General features: G+C 61.1%; 24 protein-coding genes and 1 tRNA gene. 20 read left to right on the top strand and 5 right to left on the bottom strand.

Annotated features, from left to right (window positions below):
* Positions 1 to 28 precede the first annotated feature (28 nt).
* Positions 29 to 1,051 carry a sensor histidine kinase gene (locus tag HZR14_RS03925; RefSeq protein ID WP_181691567.1) on the bottom strand — a complete coding sequence of 341 codons (1,023 nt, stop codon included), beginning with the start codon at positions 1,049 to 1,051 and terminating at the stop codon, positions 29 to 31.
* Between the two features lie 109 nt (positions 1,052 to 1,160).
* On the opposite strand from HZR14_RS03925, the gene HZR14_RS03920 reads away from it, so the two are divergent.
* Positions 1,161 to 1,517 (top strand): DUF5798 family protein, encoded by a 357-nt coding sequence (locus tag HZR14_RS03920; RefSeq protein ID WP_181691566.1) that lies wholly within the window; start codon positions 1,161 to 1,163, stop codon positions 1,515 to 1,517.
* Positions 1,518 to 1,619: 102 nt separating this feature from the next.
* Here the strand turns inward: HZR14_RS03920 and HZR14_RS03915 are convergent, their stop codons facing one another.
* Complete coding sequence (locus HZR14_RS03915; protein WP_181691565.1) at positions 1,620 to 2,030, bottom strand: CoA-binding protein; 411 nt, start codon at positions 2,028 to 2,030, stop codon at positions 1,620 to 1,622.
* 58 nt (positions 2,031 to 2,088) lie between these two features.
* A complete protein-coding gene (locus tag HZR14_RS03910; protein ID WP_181691564.1) occupies positions 2,089 to 2,919 on the bottom strand; it encodes a geranylgeranylglycerol-phosphate geranylgeranyltransferase in 831 nt (276 codons plus the stop codon).
* Between the two features lie 98 nt (positions 2,920 to 3,017).
* Between HZR14_RS03910 and HZR14_RS03905 the strand changes: the two genes are divergently transcribed.
* The 3 genes from HZR14_RS03905 to HZR14_RS03895 all read left to right on the top strand — a co-directional run bounded on the left by HZR14_RS03905 (position 3,018) and on the right by HZR14_RS03895 (position 5,541).
* A tRNA-Arg gene (locus HZR14_RS03905) sits at positions 3,018 to 3,092 on the top strand.
* A 171-nt stretch (positions 3,093 to 3,263) separates the two neighbouring features.
* A complete protein-coding gene (locus HZR14_RS03900) occupies positions 3,264 to 3,650 on the top strand; it encodes a hypothetical protein (RefSeq protein ID WP_181691563.1) in 387 nt (128 codons plus the stop codon).
* On the top strand, positions 3,643 to 5,541 hold the full coding sequence (locus HZR14_RS03895; RefSeq protein ID WP_255479165.1) for a DUF7845 domain-containing protein: 1,899 nt from the start codon (positions 3,643 to 3,645) through the stop codon (positions 5,539 to 5,541). Before HZR14_RS03900 ends, HZR14_RS03895 begins: the two co-directional genes overlap by 8 nt.
* Before the next feature lie 262 nt (positions 5,542 to 5,803).
* Here HZR14_RS03895 and HZR14_RS03890 read toward each other — a convergent pair whose 3' ends face one another.
* Together HZR14_RS03890 and HZR14_RS03885 are read right to left on the bottom strand one after the other, a co-directional pair.
* Positions 5,804 to 6,004 carry a hypothetical protein gene (locus tag HZR14_RS03890; protein ID WP_181691562.1) on the bottom strand — a complete coding sequence of 67 codons (201 nt, stop codon included), beginning with the start codon at positions 6,002 to 6,004 and terminating at the stop codon, positions 5,804 to 5,806.
* A gap of 67 nt (positions 6,005 to 6,071) precedes the next feature.
* Entirely contained in the window at positions 6,072 to 6,248 is a 177-nt protein-coding gene (locus HZR14_RS03885) for a DUF8053 family protein (protein ID WP_181691561.1), read from the bottom strand.
* 151 nt (positions 6,249 to 6,399) lie between these two features.
* Between HZR14_RS03885 and HZR14_RS03880 the strand changes: the two genes are divergently transcribed.
* The 16 genes from HZR14_RS03880 to HZR14_RS03800 all read left to right on the top strand — a co-directional run bounded on the left by HZR14_RS03880 (position 6,400) and on the right by HZR14_RS03800 (position 22,544).
* A complete protein-coding gene (locus HZR14_RS03880; protein WP_181691560.1) occupies positions 6,400 to 8,226 on the top strand; it encodes a hypothetical protein in 1,827 nt (608 codons plus the stop codon).
* 1 nt (position 8,227) lies between these two features.
* Positions 8,228 to 8,641 carry a hypothetical protein gene (locus HZR14_RS03875; RefSeq protein WP_181691559.1) on the top strand — a complete coding sequence of 138 codons (414 nt, stop codon included), beginning with the start codon at positions 8,228 to 8,230 and terminating at the stop codon, positions 8,639 to 8,641.
* 3 nt (positions 8,642 to 8,644) lie between these two features.
* Positions 8,645 to 8,974 (top strand): hypothetical protein, encoded by a 330-nt coding sequence (locus HZR14_RS03870; protein WP_181691558.1) that lies wholly within the window; start codon positions 8,645 to 8,647, stop codon positions 8,972 to 8,974.
* A complete protein-coding gene (locus tag HZR14_RS03865) occupies positions 8,964 to 9,413 on the top strand; it encodes a hypothetical protein (protein WP_181691557.1) in 450 nt (149 codons plus the stop codon). Before HZR14_RS03870 ends, HZR14_RS03865 begins: the two co-directional genes overlap by 11 nt.
* Complete coding sequence (locus tag HZR14_RS03860) at positions 9,410 to 9,688, top strand: hypothetical protein (RefSeq protein WP_181691556.1); 279 nt, start codon at positions 9,410 to 9,412, stop codon at positions 9,686 to 9,688. Before HZR14_RS03865 ends, HZR14_RS03860 begins: the two co-directional genes overlap by 4 nt.
* A gap of 63 nt (positions 9,689 to 9,751) precedes the next feature.
* Positions 9,752 to 10,093: a hypothetical protein gene (locus HZR14_RS03855; protein ID WP_181691555.1), complete on the top strand. Its 342-nt coding sequence runs from the start codon at positions 9,752 to 9,754 to the stop codon at positions 10,091 to 10,093.
* A gap of 2 nt (positions 10,094 to 10,095) precedes the next feature.
* On the top strand, positions 10,096 to 11,811 hold the full coding sequence (locus HZR14_RS03850; RefSeq protein ID WP_181691554.1) for a hypothetical protein: 1,716 nt from the start codon (positions 10,096 to 10,098) through the stop codon (positions 11,809 to 11,811).
* Complete coding sequence (locus HZR14_RS03845; protein ID WP_181691553.1) at positions 11,808 to 12,617, top strand: hypothetical protein; 810 nt, start codon at positions 11,808 to 11,810, stop codon at positions 12,615 to 12,617. The genes HZR14_RS03850 and HZR14_RS03845 overlap by 4 nt, the downstream gene beginning before the upstream one ends.
* Positions 12,618 to 12,619: 2 nt before the next feature.
* Positions 12,620 to 13,780, top strand: a complete 1,161-nt coding sequence (locus HZR14_RS03840; RefSeq protein ID WP_181691552.1) for an ATP-binding protein — start codon at positions 12,620 to 12,622, stop codon at positions 13,778 to 13,780.
* A 1,240-nt stretch (positions 13,781 to 15,020) separates the two neighbouring features.
* Complete coding sequence (locus HZR14_RS03835; RefSeq protein WP_181691551.1) at positions 15,021 to 16,940, top strand: hypothetical protein; 1,920 nt, start codon at positions 15,021 to 15,023, stop codon at positions 16,938 to 16,940.
* Positions 16,925 to 17,230, top strand: a complete 306-nt coding sequence (locus tag HZR14_RS03830) for a hypothetical protein (RefSeq protein WP_181691550.1) — start codon at positions 16,925 to 16,927, stop codon at positions 17,228 to 17,230. Before HZR14_RS03835 ends, HZR14_RS03830 begins: the two co-directional genes overlap by 16 nt.
* 256 nt (positions 17,231 to 17,486) lie before the next feature.
* Positions 17,487 to 17,768, top strand: a complete 282-nt coding sequence (locus tag HZR14_RS03825; RefSeq protein ID WP_181691549.1) for a DUF7692 domain-containing protein — start codon at positions 17,487 to 17,489, stop codon at positions 17,766 to 17,768.
* A 195-nt stretch (positions 17,769 to 17,963) separates the two neighbouring features.
* A complete protein-coding gene (locus tag HZR14_RS14150; RefSeq protein WP_220132433.1) occupies positions 17,964 to 18,965 on the top strand; it encodes a DNA adenine methylase in 1,002 nt (333 codons plus the stop codon).
* Positions 18,966 to 19,021: 56 nt separating this feature from the next.
* Positions 19,022 to 21,202: an ATP-binding protein gene (locus HZR14_RS03810; protein ID WP_181691548.1), complete on the top strand. Its 2,181-nt coding sequence runs from the start codon at positions 19,022 to 19,024 to the stop codon at positions 21,200 to 21,202.
* 2 nt (positions 21,203 to 21,204) lie between these two features.
* Positions 21,205 to 21,993 carry a nucleotidyl cyclase domain-containing protein gene (locus HZR14_RS03805; RefSeq protein WP_181691547.1) on the top strand — a complete coding sequence of 263 codons (789 nt, stop codon included), beginning with the start codon at positions 21,205 to 21,207 and terminating at the stop codon, positions 21,991 to 21,993.
* Positions 21,990 to 22,544: a Pycsar system effector family protein gene (locus tag HZR14_RS03800; RefSeq protein ID WP_181691546.1), complete on the top strand. Its 555-nt coding sequence runs from the start codon at positions 21,990 to 21,992 to the stop codon at positions 22,542 to 22,544. The genes HZR14_RS03805 and HZR14_RS03800 overlap by 4 nt, the downstream gene beginning before the upstream one ends.
* Positions 22,545 to 22,686: the final 142 nt, after the last annotated feature.

Here is a 22,686-nt window from a genome sequence, read left to right as displayed (position 1 = left end):
AATTCGTCCCCCGAACCGGCGCTGGCCCCTAGGTATCGTCGGGAACGTCGACGCCCCTGAATTCGAAGCGTGCCCCACCGTCGGCGCTGTCGGTCACCGAGACGGACCACCCGTGGGCGGCCGCGACCTCGTCGACGATCGCCAGCCCGAATCCGGTTCCCCCCTCGTCCGTCGAGTAGGTCGGCTCGAAGACCTGATCGCGCTCCGGTTCGGGGATGCCGGGGCCGTCGTCGGCGACGAAAAAGCCCTCGCCGTCTCCGAGGAAGCCGACCCGGACGGTCGCCGGAGCGTCGGCGTGTTCGACGGTGTTCCGAAAGAGGTTCTCCAACAACTGTTGGAGTCGCCCCCGATCGGCGAGGAGCGACCCGTCGCACTCCCCCTCGAGGACGGCCTCCCGCGTTTGGATCTGCCGCCAGGCATCGTCTACGACAGCCGAGAGCGATACCGATTCGGTATCGCTTACCGAACGCCCCTCGCGGGCCAGCGTCAACAGGTCGTCGATGAGGACCTCCATGCGCCCGAGCGCCCGCCCGATCGGCTCGACCGCGTCGTGGTCGACGTCGCTCCGGAGTAAGTCGAGATAGCCCTTTGCGACGTTCAAAGGGTTCCGGAGGTCGTGGGAGACGGTCCCCGCGAACGCCTCCAGTCGCTCGTTTTTCTCCCTCAGTTCTCGCTCGCGACGCTGTCGCTCGGTTCGGTCGCGGATCGTCCCGAAGTTGTACGGCCGCCCGCCGATCCGCCGACGCGTGGTGAGCGTACTCACCGGCGTCAGGACGCCGTCGGCGATGTGTTCGGTGTCGGCGACGCGTGTCTCGCCCTCCTCGAAGGAGTCCCAGTAGTCCTCGAAGCGATCGCGCTCGAACGCCGGAATGACCTCCCAGATCGCCATACCGAGAAGGGACGACCGGTCCGTTCCGAGGATATCCGCGTATGCCTCGTTCACGTAGCGATACCGCCCGCTCTCGCCGTAGATCGCAACGCCGACACCGACTGTTTCGACCATCTCCGACAGTAGCGCCGATTCGAGGTCGGTGTGGTCCGTGTCGTCCATCACCCAGCCGTTCGTCACCAACTGTTATTAAACACGACCATCGAACGTCGAGGATACAGCGTCCCGTCCGACCGCAAGGCACACAACCGGCCCTCCCGAACCAGACGGTATGGGACTCGGAGGCGCGACCAGAAAGCTTCAGAAGGTCGCTGACATGGGCGAAGAGCTGTACAGCCGGATCAACGAGCTCCGCGAGCAGACCCTCGAGATGCGCGAAACCGTCACGGAGACGAACCGGCGTGTCGCCGCCCTCGAACACAGGATGGACGGCCAGGCCGCGATACTGGAGGCGCTCGCCGAAAAGGAGGGTATCGACGTCGACGAACTCCTCACCGAGGTCGCGATCGAGGAGGCCGAGACGCCGAACCAAGACGGTGAGGAGCTCGTCGACGGCGGGGGGAACGTGGACGTGATTCCGGACGCGGAAGCGGACGAAGACGGAGACGGGACCGACCATCGCGAGTGAACGGGGACGGAGGCGCTTTCGAAGCGGGCGGGTGCCGAACCGAAACCGAGGGGTGCCGAACCGAAACCGAGGGGTGCCGAGCGGTCTCCCCCACTCCGTCTCTCACCCCATCAGCCGCCGGTACTCGACTTTGAGACACCGGTCCTCGACGTAGCGTTTGTCGGCCGCCTCGATCCGCTCGCCGGCCTCCGGATCGGTGATGCCGAGTTGGGTCCAGACGACGTCGACGTCGTCGCGTTCGATCGCCTCGTCGGCGATCTCGGACACCTCCTCGCTCGGCCGGAAGACGTCGACGATGTCTATGTCCTCTTCGACCTCCGAGAGCGAATCGTAGGGCTCGACGCCGAAGATCTCGTCGGCGTAGGGATTGACCGGGATGATTTCATAGCCCTGTTTTCGCATGAACTTCGGGACCGTGTGGGCCTGTTTGTGCGGCGTCGCCGAACAGCCGACGACGGCGATCGTCTCGAGTTCGAGGATCTCACGCAGTTCGTTGTCGTCTTGGACTGGCATGGACGACACTACGTGGCGGGATGATAAAAAAGCCGAACCCGCCGTGGACCGTGTCGCGTCACACCACCGCGGCCCGACCGACGACGAAGGCGAGCGCCGCGAGAAACATCGAGGCTTTCAGCCACGTCTGTCCGGTCGTTGGATCCGACAGGGATCGATACGCCCCGGCGACGAGTCCGACGAGCGTGGGCGCTAACACGACGAGATACGCGGCACCGAACGTTCCGCGGAGGTACGGCACCGGGCTCACGAGGACTGCCACACCGACGAACGCCACCGCGACGGCGAGGGCGGTTCGTTCGCCGACGGCGATCGGGAGGGTGTTCAACCCCTCTTTGCGGTCGCCCTCGACGTCCTCGACGTCCTTGACGATCTCTCTGGCCATCGTTGCGGTGGCAGCGAGGACGAACAAAACCGAGACCGTGGCGAGATCACCGCCCACAGCGGCCCCGCCGTAGAGGAACGTACTCCCCGTGAGATACGCGACGAGGGCGTTTCCGACCCCCGGAAGCCCTTTGAATAGTTCGGTGTAGGCTACCAGCGCGGTGAAGTTTACGACCGCGATGACGATCGCGATCATCGGCAACAAAAGCGTCAGCCCGACCGCGCCGGCGAACAGCGCAAGACTGAACCAGAGCCCGGCGCGAGGGGAGACAGCACCGCGAGGGATCGGCCGATCCGGCTGGTTGATCGCGTCGATCCCCCGATCGAAATAGTCGTTGATCGCGTTCCCGCCGCCGGTCGCGAGGACCGTTGCGAGGACGGCGAAGAGGGCCGACGCCGGTGTACCTAACCCTCCTGCGACGAACGATCCGATAAACGTCAACACGCCGGCTGCGACCGCGTTCCCCGGTCGCATTAGCTCGATCGCCCCACGAACCTGCTCCATATGCCGCGGTTCTCTCCCTTCAGTATAAACGCCGTGGGTCGGAGTCCAAAGAGAAAATCGCGGGACTTAAACGGCGGTAGTGGATACTGTTGCGATACGGGCGCTTAGCTCAGTTTGGACAGAGTGCTTGGCTTCGGACCAAGTTGCCGCGGGTTCAAATCCTGCAGCGCCCACTCACAAACCACCCGCTTTTGCGCTAAACCGAATCACCGAATAGAGGCTTCGAAAGCCGCTAATTCGGACGAATCGGTTGATCCGGGAAGGCAGCCAAATCCCGATATAAACCCGTCCCCTAACGCGGGTATCCGCCCTCTTGCGGTTTCGTTCACAAACCGGAGGAGCACATGAGCCGCCGAGAGCAGCGGTCAGGTCTCGGTCGGTTCGACGTCATGCCGGCCCCGGTCGTCCGAGCGCCGGCTCGAAACCCCGACGGCTCCGTGATCTGTCCCGAGTGCGGACAGGCCGTCACTGGGTCGAAAGGTACCCCCCGCATCCGGGATCCCGATCTCGACAACCGCGAACTCGGCGAGCAGATCGACGAACTGCTCACGTACGGCTGGCTCTGTACCCGTCACGAGTACGACGTCGTCATCCCCGTCGAGTGCCAGGGACGGGACGCCTCGAACCTCCAGGATGGCTGGATCGGCGTCCGTCTCGTCTTCGCTGACGACACTGTTCGGTGGGTCCCGACGCCTCGGAGAGAACTCCAGACGGGACAGGCCGATGACTGAGGCCGTCGACGAGGAGTTCGCTGCCCTCGAAGCCGCCGAACCCGCCCGCCGTTTCGAGAGCGACGACGAGAGCGAAGAGAAAGACATCGAGCCGTACGATCCCGATGACGAGGACGACTCGACGATCCTCGTCGACGTGATCAAGCCGCAGATCCACGAGTTCAGCGGGAAGATCCTCTTCGCTCCCTTCGAGTCGGAGCCCGACGTCGACGGGATGCGGCCGTACTTCGCGATCGTCTCCGCGTTCGAACCCGACCTCGAGGCCGAGGTCGACGTCGACGACACAACCTGGGCGATCGATCACGGTCCCGAGGACGACGACGAGTACAAGAAGTCGACCATCCGCTACTGGGACGGCGCGATTGCGACTCGCGAGCAGGACAGCGGCGAGAACTTCCTCGAGTATCAGATCCCCGTCTTCGACACGAGTGATCCGAAGCGAAACCGCCGGATCAACTTCCAGTTCCGCCCGTCGCTGCCGAACGCCGAGCACTCCGAGACCGGCGAGCGGATCCAGTCGCTCCCCGAAACGCTGCCCGAGGGCGTCCGCGTCGAGATCCAGGCGTCGAACGTCGAGCCCGACGAGATCGTCGATATCCTGCAGGCCCTTGCCGGCGAGATCGGCGTCAACTCGCAGTACTTCGATCGCGACGCGGTCCATCCCTGGAGCCGGACGCTCGGCATGGGCGTCTACGTCCGCTGTCAGCGCGACGTCGTCAACGAGCAGGTGATCGGTCCCGGCGGCATCTTCGACCGGCTCTCGCAGTTCGAGCGGCAGCGTGAGGGCCGCGGCGAACTGAAATGGGACAACCAGGATGCCTTTGGGAAGCGCCACGCGGTCGCGCTCGATCCGACGCAGTTGAACCACCTGTATCGCGAGCACTCCGTCGGGAAGCTCCTGAAGAGCTACCTGACGAAGAACCCCTGCGAGGCCGGGAACACGTCGACGGCCACCGATCATCCGAAGATCGAAGTCCAGTACAACCGCGAGTACACGCCGTTCGGCGACCATCTCCCCTGGTTCGACGAGCACGCCGACGACGCCGAGGGCGAGGCCGTCCAGAAGTTCGGCTACGAGACGCTGCAGCGGCGTCTCGAGGAGTACCTGCTCAACGCCCTCGAGTGGGCGGAGATGCCGCGGACGTCCGGCCATCCGGTCTTCGTCTCCGACGACCACTTCGACGCCGAGCAGCGGCTCAGCCAGGCCGCTGCTGACGCGATGGACTTCGTCCCCGATCCTGTCGAGGACGTCGTCGACGCCGAGCGCGATACCGTGACGCGGGAGATCGTCGAGAAACAGCCGACCGATGGCGAGAAGGATGTCCTCGAGGCCGCGGCGGACGGCGGGGCGTTCGAGACGCTCCAGGAGCTCGCCGAGGACGCGGACGTCTCCTCGAGCACAGCGTCACGGTGCGTCCGAAAGTTCGAGCGGCTGTTCTCGAAGTTCAGCGGGATCCAGGTGGCGGACGACATCGTTCGCGAGCGTCTCCAGGAGCTGCTCGGCGCGCTCGACGATCGCCTCGACCAGCTGCATCGCGGGATGGATCGACTCGCCTCCGGATCCACGACCGTCGACGAGGACTCAGCGCTCGGGCAGTGGGTGCAGCGCTGGGGCGTGAAGATCTCCGAGTCGGGATATCGACACTCCGACCAGCTCCAGCTCGCGATCGCTGGCGGGAACCTCACGCAGCGAGAGCTTCTGGAGGTCCTGCGGGCCGGCTACAACGCTGCCGATCTGACCGAGCAGATCGATGTCGGTCGCTTCGCGAGCGCTGAGGTCTCCTACTACGACCGTGACGGCGAGCGCGTCGACGTCGGCGACGTGGTTGGCGTTAATCAGGGCGGTCGCACGAGGCTGCTCGGGAAGCTCGAGGTCGACGCCCTCCACTGACGCGGCCCTGGCGAGAGGCATCACTATCCTGCGACCTGTTTCTTTATAAGTGGCTCCGCGCGCCAGCCGGGGCGTCGCGTCGATCGCCGGCTTCGAGCGCGCGGTCGCGGTCGCGACCGCCGCTGGCTCGCCGCCCCGATTTCGCTTTCCGGGCAGGAGGGCCTACGGGAGTGTCCCTAACGGGACAAAGACCTGCTCAGGCCTCCGGCCTTCGCAGGAAAAACTACCGCACTTGTTCCACCCGAAACAGTCGAAACGAAGGTCAGACCTTCGTCGCCAGTAACATCACACCCAGCGCTGCGAAGATGACGAGCAGCTCCCCCTGAATAAATCGCACATCGATTGAGGCGACAAAAAGAACGTCGAGTATTTGAGCAACCATCATCACGACGACGGCGAGCGCACCGACGAATATCCCAAGTCGGCCGATCGTCCGGAGCCGGGGCCATACGGTCTCAAACACGCGAGAACGATCTACCGCATTTCTCAAAAATTCATCGACGAATCGTTGAAACAGATCCGTTCGTCGCTCAGTCAACGACCGTGACTAAGAACTCGGAGTCGGAGTCCTCAACGCGCTCGACGCGAGCGTACCTTTCGGCGAGTTCACCGTCCTCGAAGAGCCCGAGGTCCCGAAGATCGTCCTTCGGGAGCGTGACGCCTGCCGATTCGCCGCCACCCATCGACCGCAGTTTTCTGAAGTCCATATGTGATCGAGCCAGTTCCCGTATATAGAATTATGGAAACGTGGTAAAAGTGATATATGTAGTAATGTCTGCTATTTGATAATCAGTCATCTCTCCTGTCGAATCGTAGCATGACCGCTACACCCCTACTCGGGACGCGGAGGCCACCGCCGTGAGCGATCGACGGCCGATCGATCTCGACGGCAGCGACGCCTTTTTCGAGTACGTGATCGACCTCCGCCGGATTGCATCGTTCGACCCGAACAACGTCTCTCGCGACGAAAACGCGAACTCAGATTTTAGCACTATGGCAACAAGCAGCGACAGCAACGGCGAATCGACTCTCGGTAGCAACGACGACAGCGAGCAGCCGGACTACGGCGCCGCGCTCGAGGCGCTCGATCGCAACGCGATCCTGTGGCTCGAGTACGGCGCTCCGATCCTGACGCTCCCGGACGATCTGATCCCGGACGACGTGACGACGATGACGCGGCGCGGGGCGCTCGCGGCGGGCGCGGCGGGGATCGCGACGGCGGCGGGCGTCGGGACGGTCGGCGCACAGGAGGCGAACGACGGCTCGGCGCTGAACTTCGACGTCGACGTGACGCCGAACCCGCGGGCGGCGGCCGGGCTGTCGATCGCCGAGGCGGGCGTCGAGGGATCGGCGCTCGAGTACGTCGACGACAACGGCGACGAAGTCAGTCTGTCGGCGGTCGGCGGGCGAATCGAGGAGCGTCCGACGGAGGGGGATCCGCACAACCCAATTTCGTTCTCGGCGAACGAACTCACGGCCCCGGAGTTCGAAGCGTTCCCGCGCGGGGAGACCTACGACGAGTCGGGCGACGGGGACGCGGAGACCGACGTCTCGGCACTCGACGCGACTCACTGGTCGACGACGGCCGCGGAAGCGTCGGTGTCGAACTACACCCCCGCATCCGGGGGGAAGGGGATCAACTTCTCGACGTCGGGTGTTGCGAGCGGTTCGGAGGCCGGCATCCGATTCGAGGACGTCGAGACGTCCTCCGGGGAGCTACGGAAGTGGCTGCAGGTCGGCATGACGGTCGTGTCGAACGCCGGGACGATGGAGTTCCGGGTCGAAGACGCGACGGGATCGACGACGACGGTCGTCGTCGGCGGGTCGTCTCCGGACTGGGATCCGGCGACGGGCGAGCCGTCGGTCTTCCAGGTGCAGCTGGGCGACGTCGCGTCGTCGATCGACACGATTGCGGCGCTCGAGGTCGTCGCGGTCGACGGGGACGCGGAGGCGGACATCTTCGCGTTGAACCTCGATCGGGAATCGGCGTGGACGTTCGGGGAGCGGGAGGTGACGAACTCGGACGACGAACTCGAGACGGAGCAGATCGAGGAGCCGACGGGTTCGATCTCGATCACGTCGACGGAGACGATCGGCGAGGAGTTCTCGGACGGCATGATCGACGGGCTGTCGGTCGACGCGGAGATCACGGCGGGCGGCGGGCCGGCCTCCGACATCGAGTACGAACTCACGGAGCCGGGGAACCCGGCGTACGACCAGCGGTTGACGATGATCGCGTCGATCGAGATCCCGACGGCGTTCGCGTTATCCTACGAGTCGCTGTCGCTCGAGGTCGAGAATCGGCTCCCGGACCAGTATTCGACGGTCGAGGTCGGAGACGGCTACGCGGATCCGCAAGGTCTCGACGACTACTCGGATCTGTCGCTGTCGGACGTGACGACGGACGTCGACGGCGTCGAGGAGGGCTCGGCGGCGACGGTCATGTCGGACCCGTCGGTCGGGAACTACGCCGTCGTGTACATCGAGGCGGACGTCACGCAGGGGCAGCTCGAGGAGATCGAGTCGGGCGCTGTCGTCGGGTGGCTCGGTGGTAGCGGCGGGAGCGGCGGCGGTATGTGGTCGTTCCTGTCGGGTCCGCGCGCGATTATCGGGGGCGCGGTCGTGGGCGCGGTCGGGTACATCTCGTCGAAAGCTGGACTGATCTCGAGTCTCCTGGGGCGGTAACATGGCGGACGACCCCAGTAGCGTGATCGACACGGCTCGGGAGGGGATCCAGAACGCGGATACCTTCGGGCAGTGGGTCCGAGACGTCCTGATCGGCGGGCCGATCCGGGCGCTGGCGATCTCACTGGTCGGCGGGATCATGGCCTTCGGGGATGCGGTCCGAGCGCCGTTCGTCGCGTTGTTCGGCGGGCTCTCCGATACCCTCGGGGCGACGTTCTTCAACCTGGTCGACATCCTCGATGCGGGAGGGACGACGTCGGCGGCGTCGTTCACGGACGGCGCGGCCGCTTCGCTCGGTCCCTTCGCGTTTCTCGCGGCGATGGTCGTCGTGATCGCGGCGTTGTGGCTGGTGAGCTTCGCGTGGGATCAAGTGGATTTCTCCCTCGGGGGGTTATTCGGGAGGATCCGGAGGTAGCGCATGGTCGGGCCGAACCGATCGGACTGGAGTCAACTCGGGGAGACCCTGGCGGCGTCGGCAGTGCTGGCGATCGGGACGGCTATCGTGTGGACGTGGCAGACGATCGCTGGCGGGATCGTCGCTGGCTTCGAGGCGCTCGAGGCGTGGACGAACGGCGTCGTGTCTGAGGCGTTCGGCGGCGTCTCGTCGAGCTTCGGAACCGCGGCGGAGACGGCCTCAGCGTCGACGTCGACGGCGGGGCCGGCGGCGTTCTTAGTCGCGGCGATCGCGACGGTGCTGTCGCTGCTGGCAGTCTCCTGGATGTTCGGGGTGGTCGTCCGTGGTTCTTGATACGATCCGGTCGACGCTGTCGGGGGCGCTCGGCGGCGTCGGCGAGCGAATCTCGGGGCTGTTGACCGGGACGATCTCGCTCGGCGAGGAGGCGTCGATCAAGCGAGAGACGATCGCGGGGATCGTCGCGGCGTGGTTCTTCGGGGCGATCCTGTCGGCGGCGGAGACGGCGATCGGCTTCTATTTCAGTGCGATCGAGGCGATCAACGACGCGATCGTCGACGTCGGCGGCGCGCTGCAGGCGGGGCTGGCCCCGATCGGGTCGGCTCCGCTGGCGCTCGTCGGGGTCCTCTCGGGATCGATCGAGTCGATCGCGTCGGTCGGCGGGCCGTTCGCGCCGGCACTAGTCGTCGTCTCCTGGGGGCTGGTCGTGATCGGGCTGTTGGTGTTGATCGAGCGATCGATCGGGCTGGTAATTCGGGTGATCCCGGTTCTATGAACCTGCGTGAAATCCCGATTCTCGGCGCAAGTGCCGGGATTCTCCTCGATGTGTTGCTGTACGGCGGGGAGTTCCTGGCGGCGTTGTTGTCGGTGCTCGCGACGGACGTCGGGAGTCTCCTGACGACGGTGTCGATCATGTCGACGTACGTCGCTCCGGCGGTCGAATGGCTCCCCGAAGGGGCGCTGAACACCCTGTTAGTGGTGCTCGCGGCGGTCCTCGTCGGGGTGAACGTGGCGCGGTTTCTGGTTAGTGCTCGTGAAAATGTGTCATAACAGTAAACGGACGGTTGATCGGCAGTTGTATCGAACCCCCCGGATGCGGGTGGGGGTGATCGAATGATCGAGATGGGGACGCTCTCGACGGTGGTCGGCGTCCTGCTGGCGATCTTCGGGATCGCGGTGTTCGTGCAGTACCTTCGGGAGGGCGATCTCTCGGACGCTGCTGAGTCGGTGTTTGACGGCGCTGTCGGCATGGTGCTCGGGTTCGCAACGCTGGCGGTGATCTCGATCTCGGCCGTGGGATCGGTCGTCGCTGAGGCTCCGGGCGCGGTGACGTCGATCGCGGCGGCCGGGCTCGGCTGGCTCGCGATCGAGGAGCGGCTCGGGATCTCCGGCGGGATGTTCGCGCTCGCGGTGATCGCGCTCCTGGTCGTTGCGATCGCACTGAGGGAGGCGTAACCATGTCGGCCGGGAGAGGCGCGCTGTGGTCGGTTGTCGTCCTTGTGGTGTGTACTGCGGCGCTCGCGGGCGCGGTGGGTCCTGTGGCGGCACAGGACAGCGAAGCGGCGAACACGACGGCGTCGGATCCGTTCATCGACGATCCGGAGGTCCCGCTGTCGGAGCTTCGTGACTCGGGCTCGAATCTCCCGGACGCTCCCGCGGGTGTGCGGACGGACAACGAACGGATCTGGTATCTCGAGCACTGGCCGGCGAACTCGATGTTCGCGGACGAGGGCTCGAGGGACTCGGCACAGTCGGATTACGTCGACGCTTCGACGACAGTGCAGCGGCAATCGGTGTGGCTGCGGACGGTGAAGGTCGAACCGGGGACCCAGTCGGAGACGATGCACGTCGCGTACTGGCAGACGGAGTCCCGCAACAACGAAACGGGGCTCGTGGCACTCGAGACGGAGACGCACGACGTCGAGTATCAGGCGGGGCTGCCGATCATGGAAGTCCCGCTGCGGTCCTACGACCGCGAGGAGCCGACGCAGGTGACGATGTGGCTCGAGTCGGATCCGTCGGTGCGGTGGTCGTTCGAGTACCAGCCGCTCGCGACGTCGGAGCCGATCGCGATCTCGACGATCGGTGATTTCTGGTCGCAAGCGATCTGGTGGATCCTGGTGCCGGTCGTCGGCGGGATCGCGGTCGCGAAGCCGGCCGGCGAAAAGGCGATTGAGCGGACGGGGAAGGGTCCCGGCTACCCGCTGTGGGTGTGGCTGCTGTTGATCGGGATCCTCCTCATGCTCGTGATCTGGTGGCGCTTCGACGAACTCGCGGAGCTGGTCGCGGCCGCGCCGTACGTGATCGCGGCGCTGGTGGTCTCGATCACGTTCCTGGCGATCGTCGAAAGCCAGGCGATTCGGGAGCGACAAGTCGAGTTCATCCGGCCGCACGTCGAGGGGATCGACGGGCCGCACGGGTCGGACGCGACGGAGATCCTCGAGGCGGATCGCGCCGAGGAGACGGTCGTCGATATGCCGTCGGGCGACCCGGCGATCGTTCGAAAAGGCGTGATCGCGTGGCTCTCGCGGGCGTTCGGGAAGGCGGCGCACGTCCCACAGGTCGCGCTGAAGACGCGGATCTCGGCGAACACGCCCGAGGACGACGGTGGGAAAAGCGATGTCGACGAGATCGTGCTGGTCGATCCGGACGCGGCCGACGTCCTCGAGTACGAGCCCGAGTCCTTCGAGTCGCACATCCCGAGCGATCGCTCTGACCAGATCACACTGCTGGCCTACGCGGGGCTGGCGGTGGCGGTCTCGGCGGCGATCGGGATGCGCGTCGGCTGGCTGTGGGGGACGTCGACGGCGGTCGTCGGGATCACGGCGCTGATCCTCTCGCCGACGCCGGGGAAGGCGTACGTCGAGGCGGCGTCGGTGCACGTCCGGTCGGCGTGGATCTCGTCGATGCTGCTCTCGGGGAACGTCTCGGACGCGCGGTCGCTCGAGGAGGCGCGGAGTCGGCTGATCGAGGAGCAGAGCCGCACGGAGATCGAGGTGCAGCAGGCCCTCGAGCAGCAGGATCGGACGCTCGTCGAGGAGATGTTCGGCTCGGAGGTCGACCGCTCGATGCACGGGTCGGATCTCCCCGACGACATCGCCGCGGAGAACCCCGACGAGGAGGACGACGAGGAACAAGAGGACAACCCGGATGCGGGTGGGGTGGCCGGATGAGTTCCGGATCGATCGCAACGTCGATCGACGATCTCGACGAGTCGGTGCCGACGTCGCGACGGCCGGCGCTGCGGAAGCTGTCGAACGACGTCGACGCGCTGCTGTCGGAACTCGAGGACGGCCTCGAGTCGGAGCGGGCGGTCCTGCGGTGGCTTCGGGAGTCGATCCCGGCGCTGCTGGGGGAGACGGAGACGTCGTTCTACCTCCGGTTCGCGCGACAGTGGCGTTCGGAGGACGGCGTCCTCCTGGACGCGGTCCTCGACGAGAGCGCACGTCGGCAGTTCCTCGAGGAGTCGGTCGTCGACGAGGTCCGGCGGCGGATCGCGGTCGGCGTGATCGAGCCGGCGTTCGACCGGGCGTTCCGAACCCTCCGGGACGATTCGACGACGTACGTCGGGACGCCCGACGAGTCGACGACGTCGAGTGCAGAACACGAACCCGGCAAACAGGAGCACACGGCGATGCGGCCGGAGATCGACGAGTTCGCGACGTACCAGGAGGCGGCGACTCGGCAGCTCCTGGCTGGGCTCGAGGCGGACGACGAGATCCGGCGCTGGGGACAGCTGGTCGAGATCGCGTCGTTCGGCGAGATCCGGGACGGGTTCGTCCGCCGGATCGTCGAGGAGCGCTCGACCCGGCGGCTTGTGACGTCGACGGATCCGTCGCGATCGACGCGGCGGGCGCGGGAGATGTTCGCGAGCTACTACCTGCTGCCGGCGTTCAACGACGGGATCGACGAACTGCGTCGACGGACGAAAGAGGAACCGGCCGCCGAGCGAGCGGAGCGAACAGTGTCGAGTATCTAACCATGAGCCTCACGATATCAGACTTTCAGGAAACAGCAGACGACAAGACGAAACGGCAGGTCCTGGATCGGTTCCCGGACCCGAGACGGAAGACGCGGCAGTGCTTCGAAAACGATCGCTGGCACACGGACGCGGACTCGATCCGGCGCTTCTACGGCTTCCCGGCGTTCGATCCGAGCGGGTTCGACTACCCGATCGTCCCGAACGTCCTGTTGAAGTCGTGGGACCCGGCTCCCGGTCGACAGAAGGGCGGCAAAGAGTTCCTGGCCCGCGGGAAGCCGGGGTCCGGCAAATCGACGCTGGCGAACCACGTCGCGACGACGTCGATCGAGCAGGGGTCGACAGTCGTGTGGCGTGGCTCTCCCTCGAGGTCGGAGTGGCTCCCGCTCGCGCCGTGGGCGCGGGTGTGTCTCCCGCGCGGCGCTGACGTCGAGATCGTCCTCGAGCCGCAGGACAAAACGAAGAACGTGGTCGAACTCTCCGTCGACGATCTCGAGGAGGTCGTCCGGGAGGTCGTCCGGTACGACGACCCGTTGCAACTGAACCACGACGTCCTCACGGAGCCGCATCTCGATCGGGAGCGGCCGCTGTCGAACGACGTCGGGACGTTCAACGTAGTCTACCCGGATCCGAAGATGCGGCGCTGCCAAGAGATCTACGAGGAGTCGGACGTCAAACAGGAGGGCGTCGAGTTCTGCGAGGAGAGCCCGCTGAACCACTGGTGGTTCGCGTGGTTCATCGCGCGGATCGACTACGGGCCGCACTCGTTCATGGACTGGATCGCGGACGAGTTCGGAGAGATCGCGTCGGACGACGTCGAGAAGGACGAGTTCGGCAGCTACCAGCTGGTGAACATCATGCGCGACAAGTGGATCGACGCCCGGAAGAACGGGCTCTCGATCTATATGTTCGTTCACGACGAGTCGGAGTGCAACGAGAAGATCGTCAAGAAGGTGCGCTGGCGCGTGCAGATGCCGACGACGTCGAACCCGACGTCGAAGGCGGGCGTCCTCGGCTTCGAGGGCGTCCCGATGAACCGTGATCTAACCTCTCGAGAGGATCCCGGAACGGCGTTGATGTACGACGAGTCGCATTTCGAGAAGTTCGGCTGGGCGGATCTGTCGCTGGGGATCCCGTGGAAGCTGAAAGTGAGAGTCAAATAAAATGAAAATTTTTCAAAAAATCTTCGAGTTGATCGGTGGATCGAGTCGATTCGATCCAGGGTCGAGAGCCGGCGAGCCGGCCGCTCGCGATCGTGAGTCGTCCGAAACGCGCGCGCGTAGCTCAGAACACGGGGACGGGTCCGGGGGCGGGCGTGTGCGCGGCCTCGAGGGCGAGCAGGCGGCCGCGGTACTGTGGGCGCTCGTGCTCGCGTGCTCGCTGCCGATCGCGGGCGTGGCCGCGGTCGGGAGTGTGGGCGCACAAGAGCAATTCGAGGGCGAGATCGCGCTCGACGGAAACCAGGCGACGTCGTCGACATCGTGGAGCTACGATATCAACGACGTCGAGGCAGCGGAGAATCTCTCGGTCGAGTTGACGGGTCGGGAGGTCCTCGAGCAGCGGTCGCGATCGACGACGACGGAGTCGGAGACGCTCGAGTTGGATCCGCGCGGGACCGCCGCGCCGCGGAACGCGACGATGCGGTTGACGGGGGTCAAATCGACCGAATCGGGATCGGCGTCGGGATCGCTCTCGGACGGAGTGAGTGATTCGATCTCCGTTGGGGGCAACAACGCTCCGGAAAATGCGGAGGTTACTCTCTCCGCGACAAAAACAAGCTCAACACAGAGCGAGAGCGGGACAGTCGATGGGTCCGAAACCGTGCCGTTATCTCCGGGGTCGCTTGGAGCGACAGATGCCTCTCTCTCACTTAGCCCGGTTGCGCCCCCAACAACAACAGTTTCTGCAACCGGAGACACGGCACTATACGGTTACGACAATATTGCAGTCTTTGATGTTCCGGGGGGGGAGCTTCAGAGCTTCGAGCTATCCTACGATGATAACGATGCTAGTAGCGGAGGGGATTTTGAGGTCCGAGTCGGGGGGACTGTTGTTGACACAATTACTGATAGCGGGTCCGATAATATCGAAACGAAAACATATAACGGTCCGTGGACAATCAACAGCGGCGATACCATCGAGGTCGAGGATGTTGATTCGAAGGGTTATATTATTATGGACGGACTTACAGCCAATTATAAAGACCCCTTCCCAGTCGAAACATCCGGGGCCGACTCGGGTTCATATTCAAACGGCGGTACATATAATATCGATATAGGATCATCCAACAGCATTAGTCTGTCATCAAATGAGGCTGTCTCGTATGATATAAGTTATACAAAAAATGATGGGATTAAAGACCCAACAGTTAACATCGGCTCCTCGACCGTCTCACACTCCGGCGTGCTGGATGGCTCAGTCACTAAATCGGTCGATCTATCTGCGGGGAGCAACTCGATCGATGCGACTTACGCGGGGGACTCAACCGGACTCGATTATTCGGCGTCGTGGACTGAGGTCACGACCCCCCAAAACCCCTCAATCGAGTTAGATGGCGGGACGACGACGCTCGCGGAGGCGGGGGAGCTATCCGACGGACAAACGATCGAGCAACCGATCGACCTAACAACGGGCTCACACTCGGCGACGGTCTCCTCGGACGGTCCAGTTAAAACGTCGGTCGAGTGGGAGGACGTCTCGACGACGGACGATCCGACGGTCTCGATCAACGGGGAGACGACGAGCTACTCGGGGACGCTCGCGGAGGGGCAGACGACGAGTCTCGACGTCTCGGATAACTGGATCCAGGAGGGGACCAACACGGTCGAGATCGACATGGCCGATCCAGGGGGCGGGCCGAGCCCCCAGGTCGGGGTGTCATACCAGCATGACGCGGCGACATCGGCGAGCGCATCGATCCAATCGTCGACATGGCAGGAGGACGTCGATATCACGCGATCGTTCGCGAGCGACCAGCAGAACGTCGAGGCGACGATCCCGTTGCCGGACAACGTCGTCGACGTCGGTAGCGTCGAGATGGCCCGCGACGGCGGCGGCTGGACGTCCGTTCCTGAATCGGACTATTCGCACGACGGCGATCTTCAGGTTTCGGTCGGCGACGTCGCAGTGAACGAATCGGTGTCGGTTCGGACGACGGCCTCGAAGGTGCGGATGCAGTCGGGCGAGGTTCGCGTCCTCGATCCGACGACGGAGGGGAACGATCTGTCGACGACAGTCGAGATCGTCGACGATGCGGGCTCGGATCCGGTCGTCGTGGACGTCTCCGAGACCGTCTCGTCGGATCGGTCTCACGTCGTGACGTCCTCCGAGTGGACGGCGTCGGATTCCGTTCGCTATCAGTCGGACGGCACTCAGGAGCTACGGCTCCCGGATGCGGTGGGGGGTTCGAACGCGACGATCGCGACGGCTCCCTTCGACGTCGAACCGCGGACGGGGGATGCGGTCCTCCGGGTCGAGAATCAGACGGAGCCACGGGTGACGATCGAGCCGGGATCGACGACGGGCGACGAACTGTCGTTGACGTGGTTCGGCGGGGAGTCCTCGGAGTACTACGAGCTGTACGACGTCGACAACAACCGGCAGATCGACACGGGACAGGCGAACTCGCCCGTGACGTTCGATCTCTCGGACGGCTCGACGACGTACACGATCCAGGGCTGGGAACCGCCGAGCAGTGTGGTCGGAATCGCGGGCGGCGACGGCGGAAGCGGAGCCGGGCCGCCGCTGTTGCTCCTGGTGTCGCTGCTCGGCGTCGTCGGCTCGGTCGTGATCGGGCGGCGGCTCGGCATCGGCTGGCTGCCGGTGCCGGCGGTCGTCGTGATCGTGCTGATCGGCGGCGAACTCACGACGTCGCGATCGCTGCTCGCGACGATCTCGGGTGATCTGCTCCGGGGCTCCTCGGGGCCGCTGCTGGCGATCGTGGCGGCGGTCCTCGGGGTCGGGCTGTTGTGGATCGTCGACAGCCGAACGCGGCGTGACATCCCGACAGCGGCCTTCGCGATCCCAGCGGTCGCGGGGCTCGGGTGGCTCGTGTCAGAGGTCGTCTCGGGCGTTCCCGAGCCGTTGATCGCGCTGGGTGGCGGCGTCGGCGTGGTGATCGGCGTGCTCGCGATCGATCGTGGGACGTCGATTTCGGTGCCGCGGTCGGTGCTCGCGGGGGCCGGACTGCTGTCGGCCGGATGGACGATCGAGACGATCGCGCCGGGAACGTTGACCCGGCCGCTCGAGGCAGGGATCGCCGAGGTCGCGCCGCTGCTGGCGCTCGCGGCGGTCGCGGTCGTGATTCTATGGATCCGACGATGATCGGGATTCTCGTCGAGGTCCTGGGCGGGCTGGGGCTCGGAGGGCAGCTGGTGACGGCGGGCGGTATCGCGGCGGGCGGGTGGTACCTGTGGCGTGTGGGCTCGATCGCGGGCATGATCGCGTCCGTGCTGTCGTCCGCGCGGTTGGTGGGGATCTCGCTCGCGGTCGTGCTGGCGGCCGCGGTGGCGCTCGGGTGGATCGACGTCTCGATCGGGGCGTTCGTCGACGACGTCCTCTCGGCGGCCTCGAGGCTGCCGTCGGCAGTACGCGATGCGCTGGCGTTCTTCTGAAGGCCGTCGATCGGCGTTTCTACGTTCAGGCGTGGGGTCAGACGTCTCGATCATCGCTCCTCCGAATATGCACACAGATCCAAATCCTTCGATCGTCAGCGTGTGCATATTGAGCCATCGCGAGGAACTGCTCCCTGCACACGGGTGGGGTCTCCGGCGCGATCGAGACGGGTACCCGGGTGGTTTTTATATACTCGGTCGGTTTTCATCGCTCGCTCAGCGGCACCTATACAGGGCCGTACACACGAGCGAGCGTATGCGCATCCGAACTGATGGGGACAAAGCATGGAGAACCGACGAAATCGAGGCCGCTGCTGATGTCGTCGGTCGGAACAAGACCGATTCAGTCGTTCGAGCGTGCTCGCATCTTGTTGCCGACCAGGAGCAGAAAGCAGAACTCGCGGACAATCTCGCTGGTCAGGTCTCGGAGGGAGCGATCGATCCCGAGGTGGCAACCGAGATCTGTGACATCCTCGGTGATCATCGAAACCTCCTCTTTTCGCCGTCCATCGATATTTGTGTAGAGAGTGAGATCTGATTAAACCGGAGTTAAGTACAAAACGTGGAGTTCTGGATATTTTATAGAATGCAAACCAACGCATTCAATTCTCGTTCATCTTACTGTTGAAGAAACTGTCAGATAGGACCAGATTTCATTCGTGGCAATCCCAACAAGGAATCCGATGAGTCAGTTTTTGATAACGCTTTTCTATCAGAGCCGATACCGATATACATGGCTCGTTGTCTTCCTTTCCGCTGGTATGGTGGTAAATATAGCCACCTCAAATGGCTCCTTCCGCAACTCCCTGAAGCCCACCGCTATATCGAACCATTTGGTGGATCTGGCTCGGTCCTCCTTAACCGTGAACCTTCGCCGGTTGAGGTGTATAACGATCGGGATAGTGATGTCACAAATTTCTTCAAAGTACTACGTGACCACCGTGATGAGCTTTTAGAGAAGATTGCATTAACTCCGTTTTCACGAGAAGAATTCGAATGCGCTATCAAGAATCAGGGTGACGAGACTCTAAGTGATATTGAGAAGGCACGGTTGTTCTTTGTTCGTGCCGGACAGGTTAGGAGTGGGCTTGCACAAGATGCAACACCTGGTCGCTGGGCTTATTGTAAAAATTCCAGCCGCCGGGATATGGCAGCAGCAATCTCTCGCTGGCACTCACGACTTGATAATTTGGATCAGGCCGCTAATCGTATTGGAGGATACAGCGAAGTAGATGCGGTAGTAGAGGAGTTAGAACAGGAGGGAAAAGAAAAGATTGCTGATGAACTAAAGGGTATGAGCAATCAGGAGGCAGTGAAAGCGCTCCAAGAGGCAAAGATGGAAGATATGGCTGACCGATTTCGGCGTGTACAAATCGAGAATCGGGATGCTATTGACGTTATCCAAACATATGGTGATTCAGATAATAGCCTGATTTATTGTGATCCACCATATCCACACGAATCCCGAACGGATGGTGCAACCACAGCGTACCGTTACGAGATGACCGACGAAGAACATACTGAACTGGCAGACGCACTCCATGATAGCAAAGCAAAAGTAGCAATATCCTCCTATTTGTGTGATTTGACCGAGGAGCTTTACGGTGACTGGAACCGGATCGATGTCAAAAAAACGTCACACACTTCGAAAGAGTCTCGTGAGGAGTCGCTCTGGATGAATTATCCAGTTCCGAGCCCAGATCTCGAGAGTGTACAGACAACTATCCGTCTGTAGTCCATGTTTCTCGACCTTGTGATAAGATTGAATATGGTTGCAGAAAACGGTTAACCATGTCCTCCGAACAGGAGTATTACGACTTGAGTCCGGATAAACGGACACTCAGGTCGATACGCTCGGACGTTACCCCTATTACTGCAGTTGAGGAGCTGGTTGACAATGTTCTCGACAACTGGCGGCGCGTCGACTCGTCACAGTCTGATATCACGATCGACATAGACTTCGATTTTGAGAAGGAGGTATTCCGAATTGAAGACGATAGTGGTGGCCTCAATGAAGAAGACGTTAAGAAGATCTTCGCACTCGGGGGATCGACCAAGGAGGAAATCCCAAATTCGATCGGATCCTACGGGATGGGTGCAAAGAAGGCGATTCTTCGGTTAGGTAACCGGGCTGTCATCAAAAGTCGAGTCTCTGATGCTGACACTGCCTATGGATTCGTGATCGATGAGGAGTGGTTGTATTCCGATAACTGGCAGGTGACAAAGCAGCAGTTCGATGATGTGGATCCCGGGTCGACAGTTATCCGAATTGAAGGCCTCGATATCGAACTGCAGGAAGAAACCGATCTTGAGGAGGATATGGACGATGAAGAAGCATCAAATTTCGACACTCCTGAAGAGTATCTGGAATCATTACGGACTGATCTATCGGAGACATACGATGAGTTTCTGAAAGGGCGTGCTGGGCCAGAGGACAGTACTGTATCAATCACGGTTAATGCAGTTCGTGTCCAGGAGCAGCCGGAGATCGACTGGGCATACACGCCGTTTGATGGTTATCATCCACGATTCTACCAGCAATATGAGATTGATCCGGAGGAGATCCCCGGACGAGATGAGCCGATCACCGTCGATATTAAAGCTGGGCTGATGCGCACCGGTAAGTCCGAGAACGCTGGGACGGATGTAATCATCCAAAATCGTCGTGTACTCACGAGTGATAAGACCGAAATGGGAGGTTGGGGAACCCATCTGCCTAGTTTCAGGCCAAACCTACGTCGGACGCGATTCATTGTGAAAATCACCGCTGAAAGCCATCCCGAAACGCTACCCTGGGATACACAGAAAGATAAAATAGAACCGAACAGCGTCATCACGGATCGTGTCTTCAACGTGTTGCGTCGCGCCGCCTCAGACTACACGAAGGTCACCTACGATAACTTCACAACGGCCTACACTGCCCCGTATGATTTCCAGGAGGGTATTAAGGATGAAGACCGGGAGCCGTGGCAAAAAGTACAGCCATTAAACTATAACGACCGCCACCAGTTCATCGCGGATCACAAGCCAGACAGCCAGTTACCAGAAACAGAACAAATCGAAGCACTCGTTGACTATCACCAGACGGAGTTGGAGATATTTGCTCCCCATATCATTGCTGATGAGTATGCCAATGGGTACCGAGCTGCCTTTGACCCAGACAACGACTCTAATGGTATATACACACCAGACGAGGACAGTTTCTGGATTTTACCAGATGAGGCTAAGCGCTTCCCAGAGCAGGAACTACACATGATTATAGAGGCCGTGAAGGACACTGCAGAGCGGCATGCGCGGGCGGGTATCACGTTTGATTTCGAGGAAGATGATCTGTGGTGGCGCGACTACTATGAGCGAGTGCTTAGCAACAACGACTCATCGGTGAATACGCTGGATGTAACTGAAGATTTAGACGGATTGCATCGCCGAATCAAAGCTAAGGGGGAAGAGCAAGACTTAGTGGATCCAATTCTAACGAGTCATCACCTGCGTGCGCCAGATCTATCACGGGCATTCTCGGATGATGATATGACTGAGGGAGCTGAGGAGACTCAGTCCGAACTTCCCGAACATACCGACGAGAATTCAGATGAGGAAACAACGGATGAGTCTGCCGATGACTCTTCTGAAGATGATTCAGCCGAAGACGAAACTGAAACAACAACAACAACAAGAACGGTTGACGATCCTTTAGGTACTGAATCCGATGGGGAAGATAGCGAAGATGATGGAAACAGTGTAGATGAGGAAGATATCGATTTTGGCACGACGACGGGCAGACAAATTGTTCAAGAGAGAATTACTGACATGCGGTCAGTCATCCTACGAATAAGAGAATCAGCCTACCAGAGTGTTTGTGAGGATGTTGGATTAGACCCCGAAGAGGCGCAGCCACGGGATGTCGGTCAAGCTATCGTTAATAAGAATCTCGACATATATGAATATATTGAGTCAGGTGACAACGGAGATTGATCGTGGCTCGAAAGACTCTAACATATTCGCAAAAGCGGGATGTCCACCAGAGTCTTAATCGTCGGGAAGACGAGCTTGCCGAACGGCTTCAAGATATCTCTACGGGGCGAGGACACCCGCTTAATTGGAACAAACGGTTGAATGAGCCAAAGCGGTACGAAATTGCGACTGTTTTCATCGATATTGATCACTTCACGCAGTATCTCATCCGCAATGGCCCGAGAGCCACTCTGTATATGATAGGACTGTTTATTCCTGAAGCAATGCGGGTTATTAACGAATATGATGGTCACTTTGAAAAAAATACAGGTGATGGGCTACTGGCATACTTTGGATTCGGAAAATCCGCTCAAGAGTCTGTTGCAGATGTTCTTCAGTACATCACGACGATCCGCTGGGTGCTTTCCCATGAGGTGAATCCCCGGTTGGAACAACTGGACATTGAACCAGTTACCGTTAGCTCTGGAGCAACATACGGCGAAGCATATCTCGCAGAAATCGGGACACCCTCAGAAGATTCGTCACTCAAACGCCTTACCGCCGTCTCTACCCAGGTGAATACGGCTTTTGGCTTGGAGACACAAGCCGAGGTTGATGAACACTTAGTCGGCCCTGCGATTGAACATCATGCAGATGAAGATGATCATGAATATCTCCGTCTTGAGGATGTTTATGATCCTTATGAATGGGAAAATCCTGAAACGGGTGCGCTTGAACCATATACAATCTATCAATATATTGGGGAGTGGATAGAAGACACAGTTCCGCTAGAGGGGGAAGCAAAAGGATGACTGATGAAGAGACTGCCGATGCTGAGAAGACGACCACAGGCACAGACGCACACAAGGGAAACGAGGCGGATATAACGGCAGTACAGTTCAGCCAACTGGTTCGAGATCATCAGAATTCATATATACGTGTGGCAGACAACAAAGCCTCAATCCTGCTTTCAGGTCTTGTCGCATATCTCGGACTATCTTTGAGCGTAATCGGGACGAATTTCGGATGTGAAGGAGTGCTATTTCTCGGTGCCGCTGGTGTAAGTGTCTCTTCAGCTGTTATCGGGATTTACTTCGCTGCATCCGCTGTGTATCCAAGTACTCCATCCACACCTCAAGGGCTGATTATGTGGGAATCGATCGTCAAAAAAGGGGAGAAAGGCTACCGGGAGACAATCCGATCGAAGAGCTCGGATGAACTTCTCAACGAGCTCATTGATGAGAATTACAAGTTAGCTACAGTAAATAACACGAAATATCAGCAGGTTCGACGAGCGCTGCAGGCGACAATCCCAACGGTTGGTTTCGGGATTATCGCAATGATCCTTCTTGTCATTTCATGAGTCTTGATACAGGTCGGCGGAAGATAAGTTATCGAAACGGACTCATCGGCTGTGTTGAATCGCCATACTGCGGTGGAATTCACGGTTTCACAGCTCGCTTGATGTTATAGACGACACACATCAACGCGATTTCTCGGAACTC

Source organism: Natronomonas salinimetallica, from assembly GCF_013839515.1.
In the GTDB taxonomy this organism is placed as follows: Archaea; Halobacteriota; Halobacteria; order Halobacteriales; family Haloarculaceae; genus Natronomonas.
The sequence above is the reverse complement of the archived record's forward strand: the minus strand, read 5'-3'. Positions and strand labels throughout refer to the sequence as shown.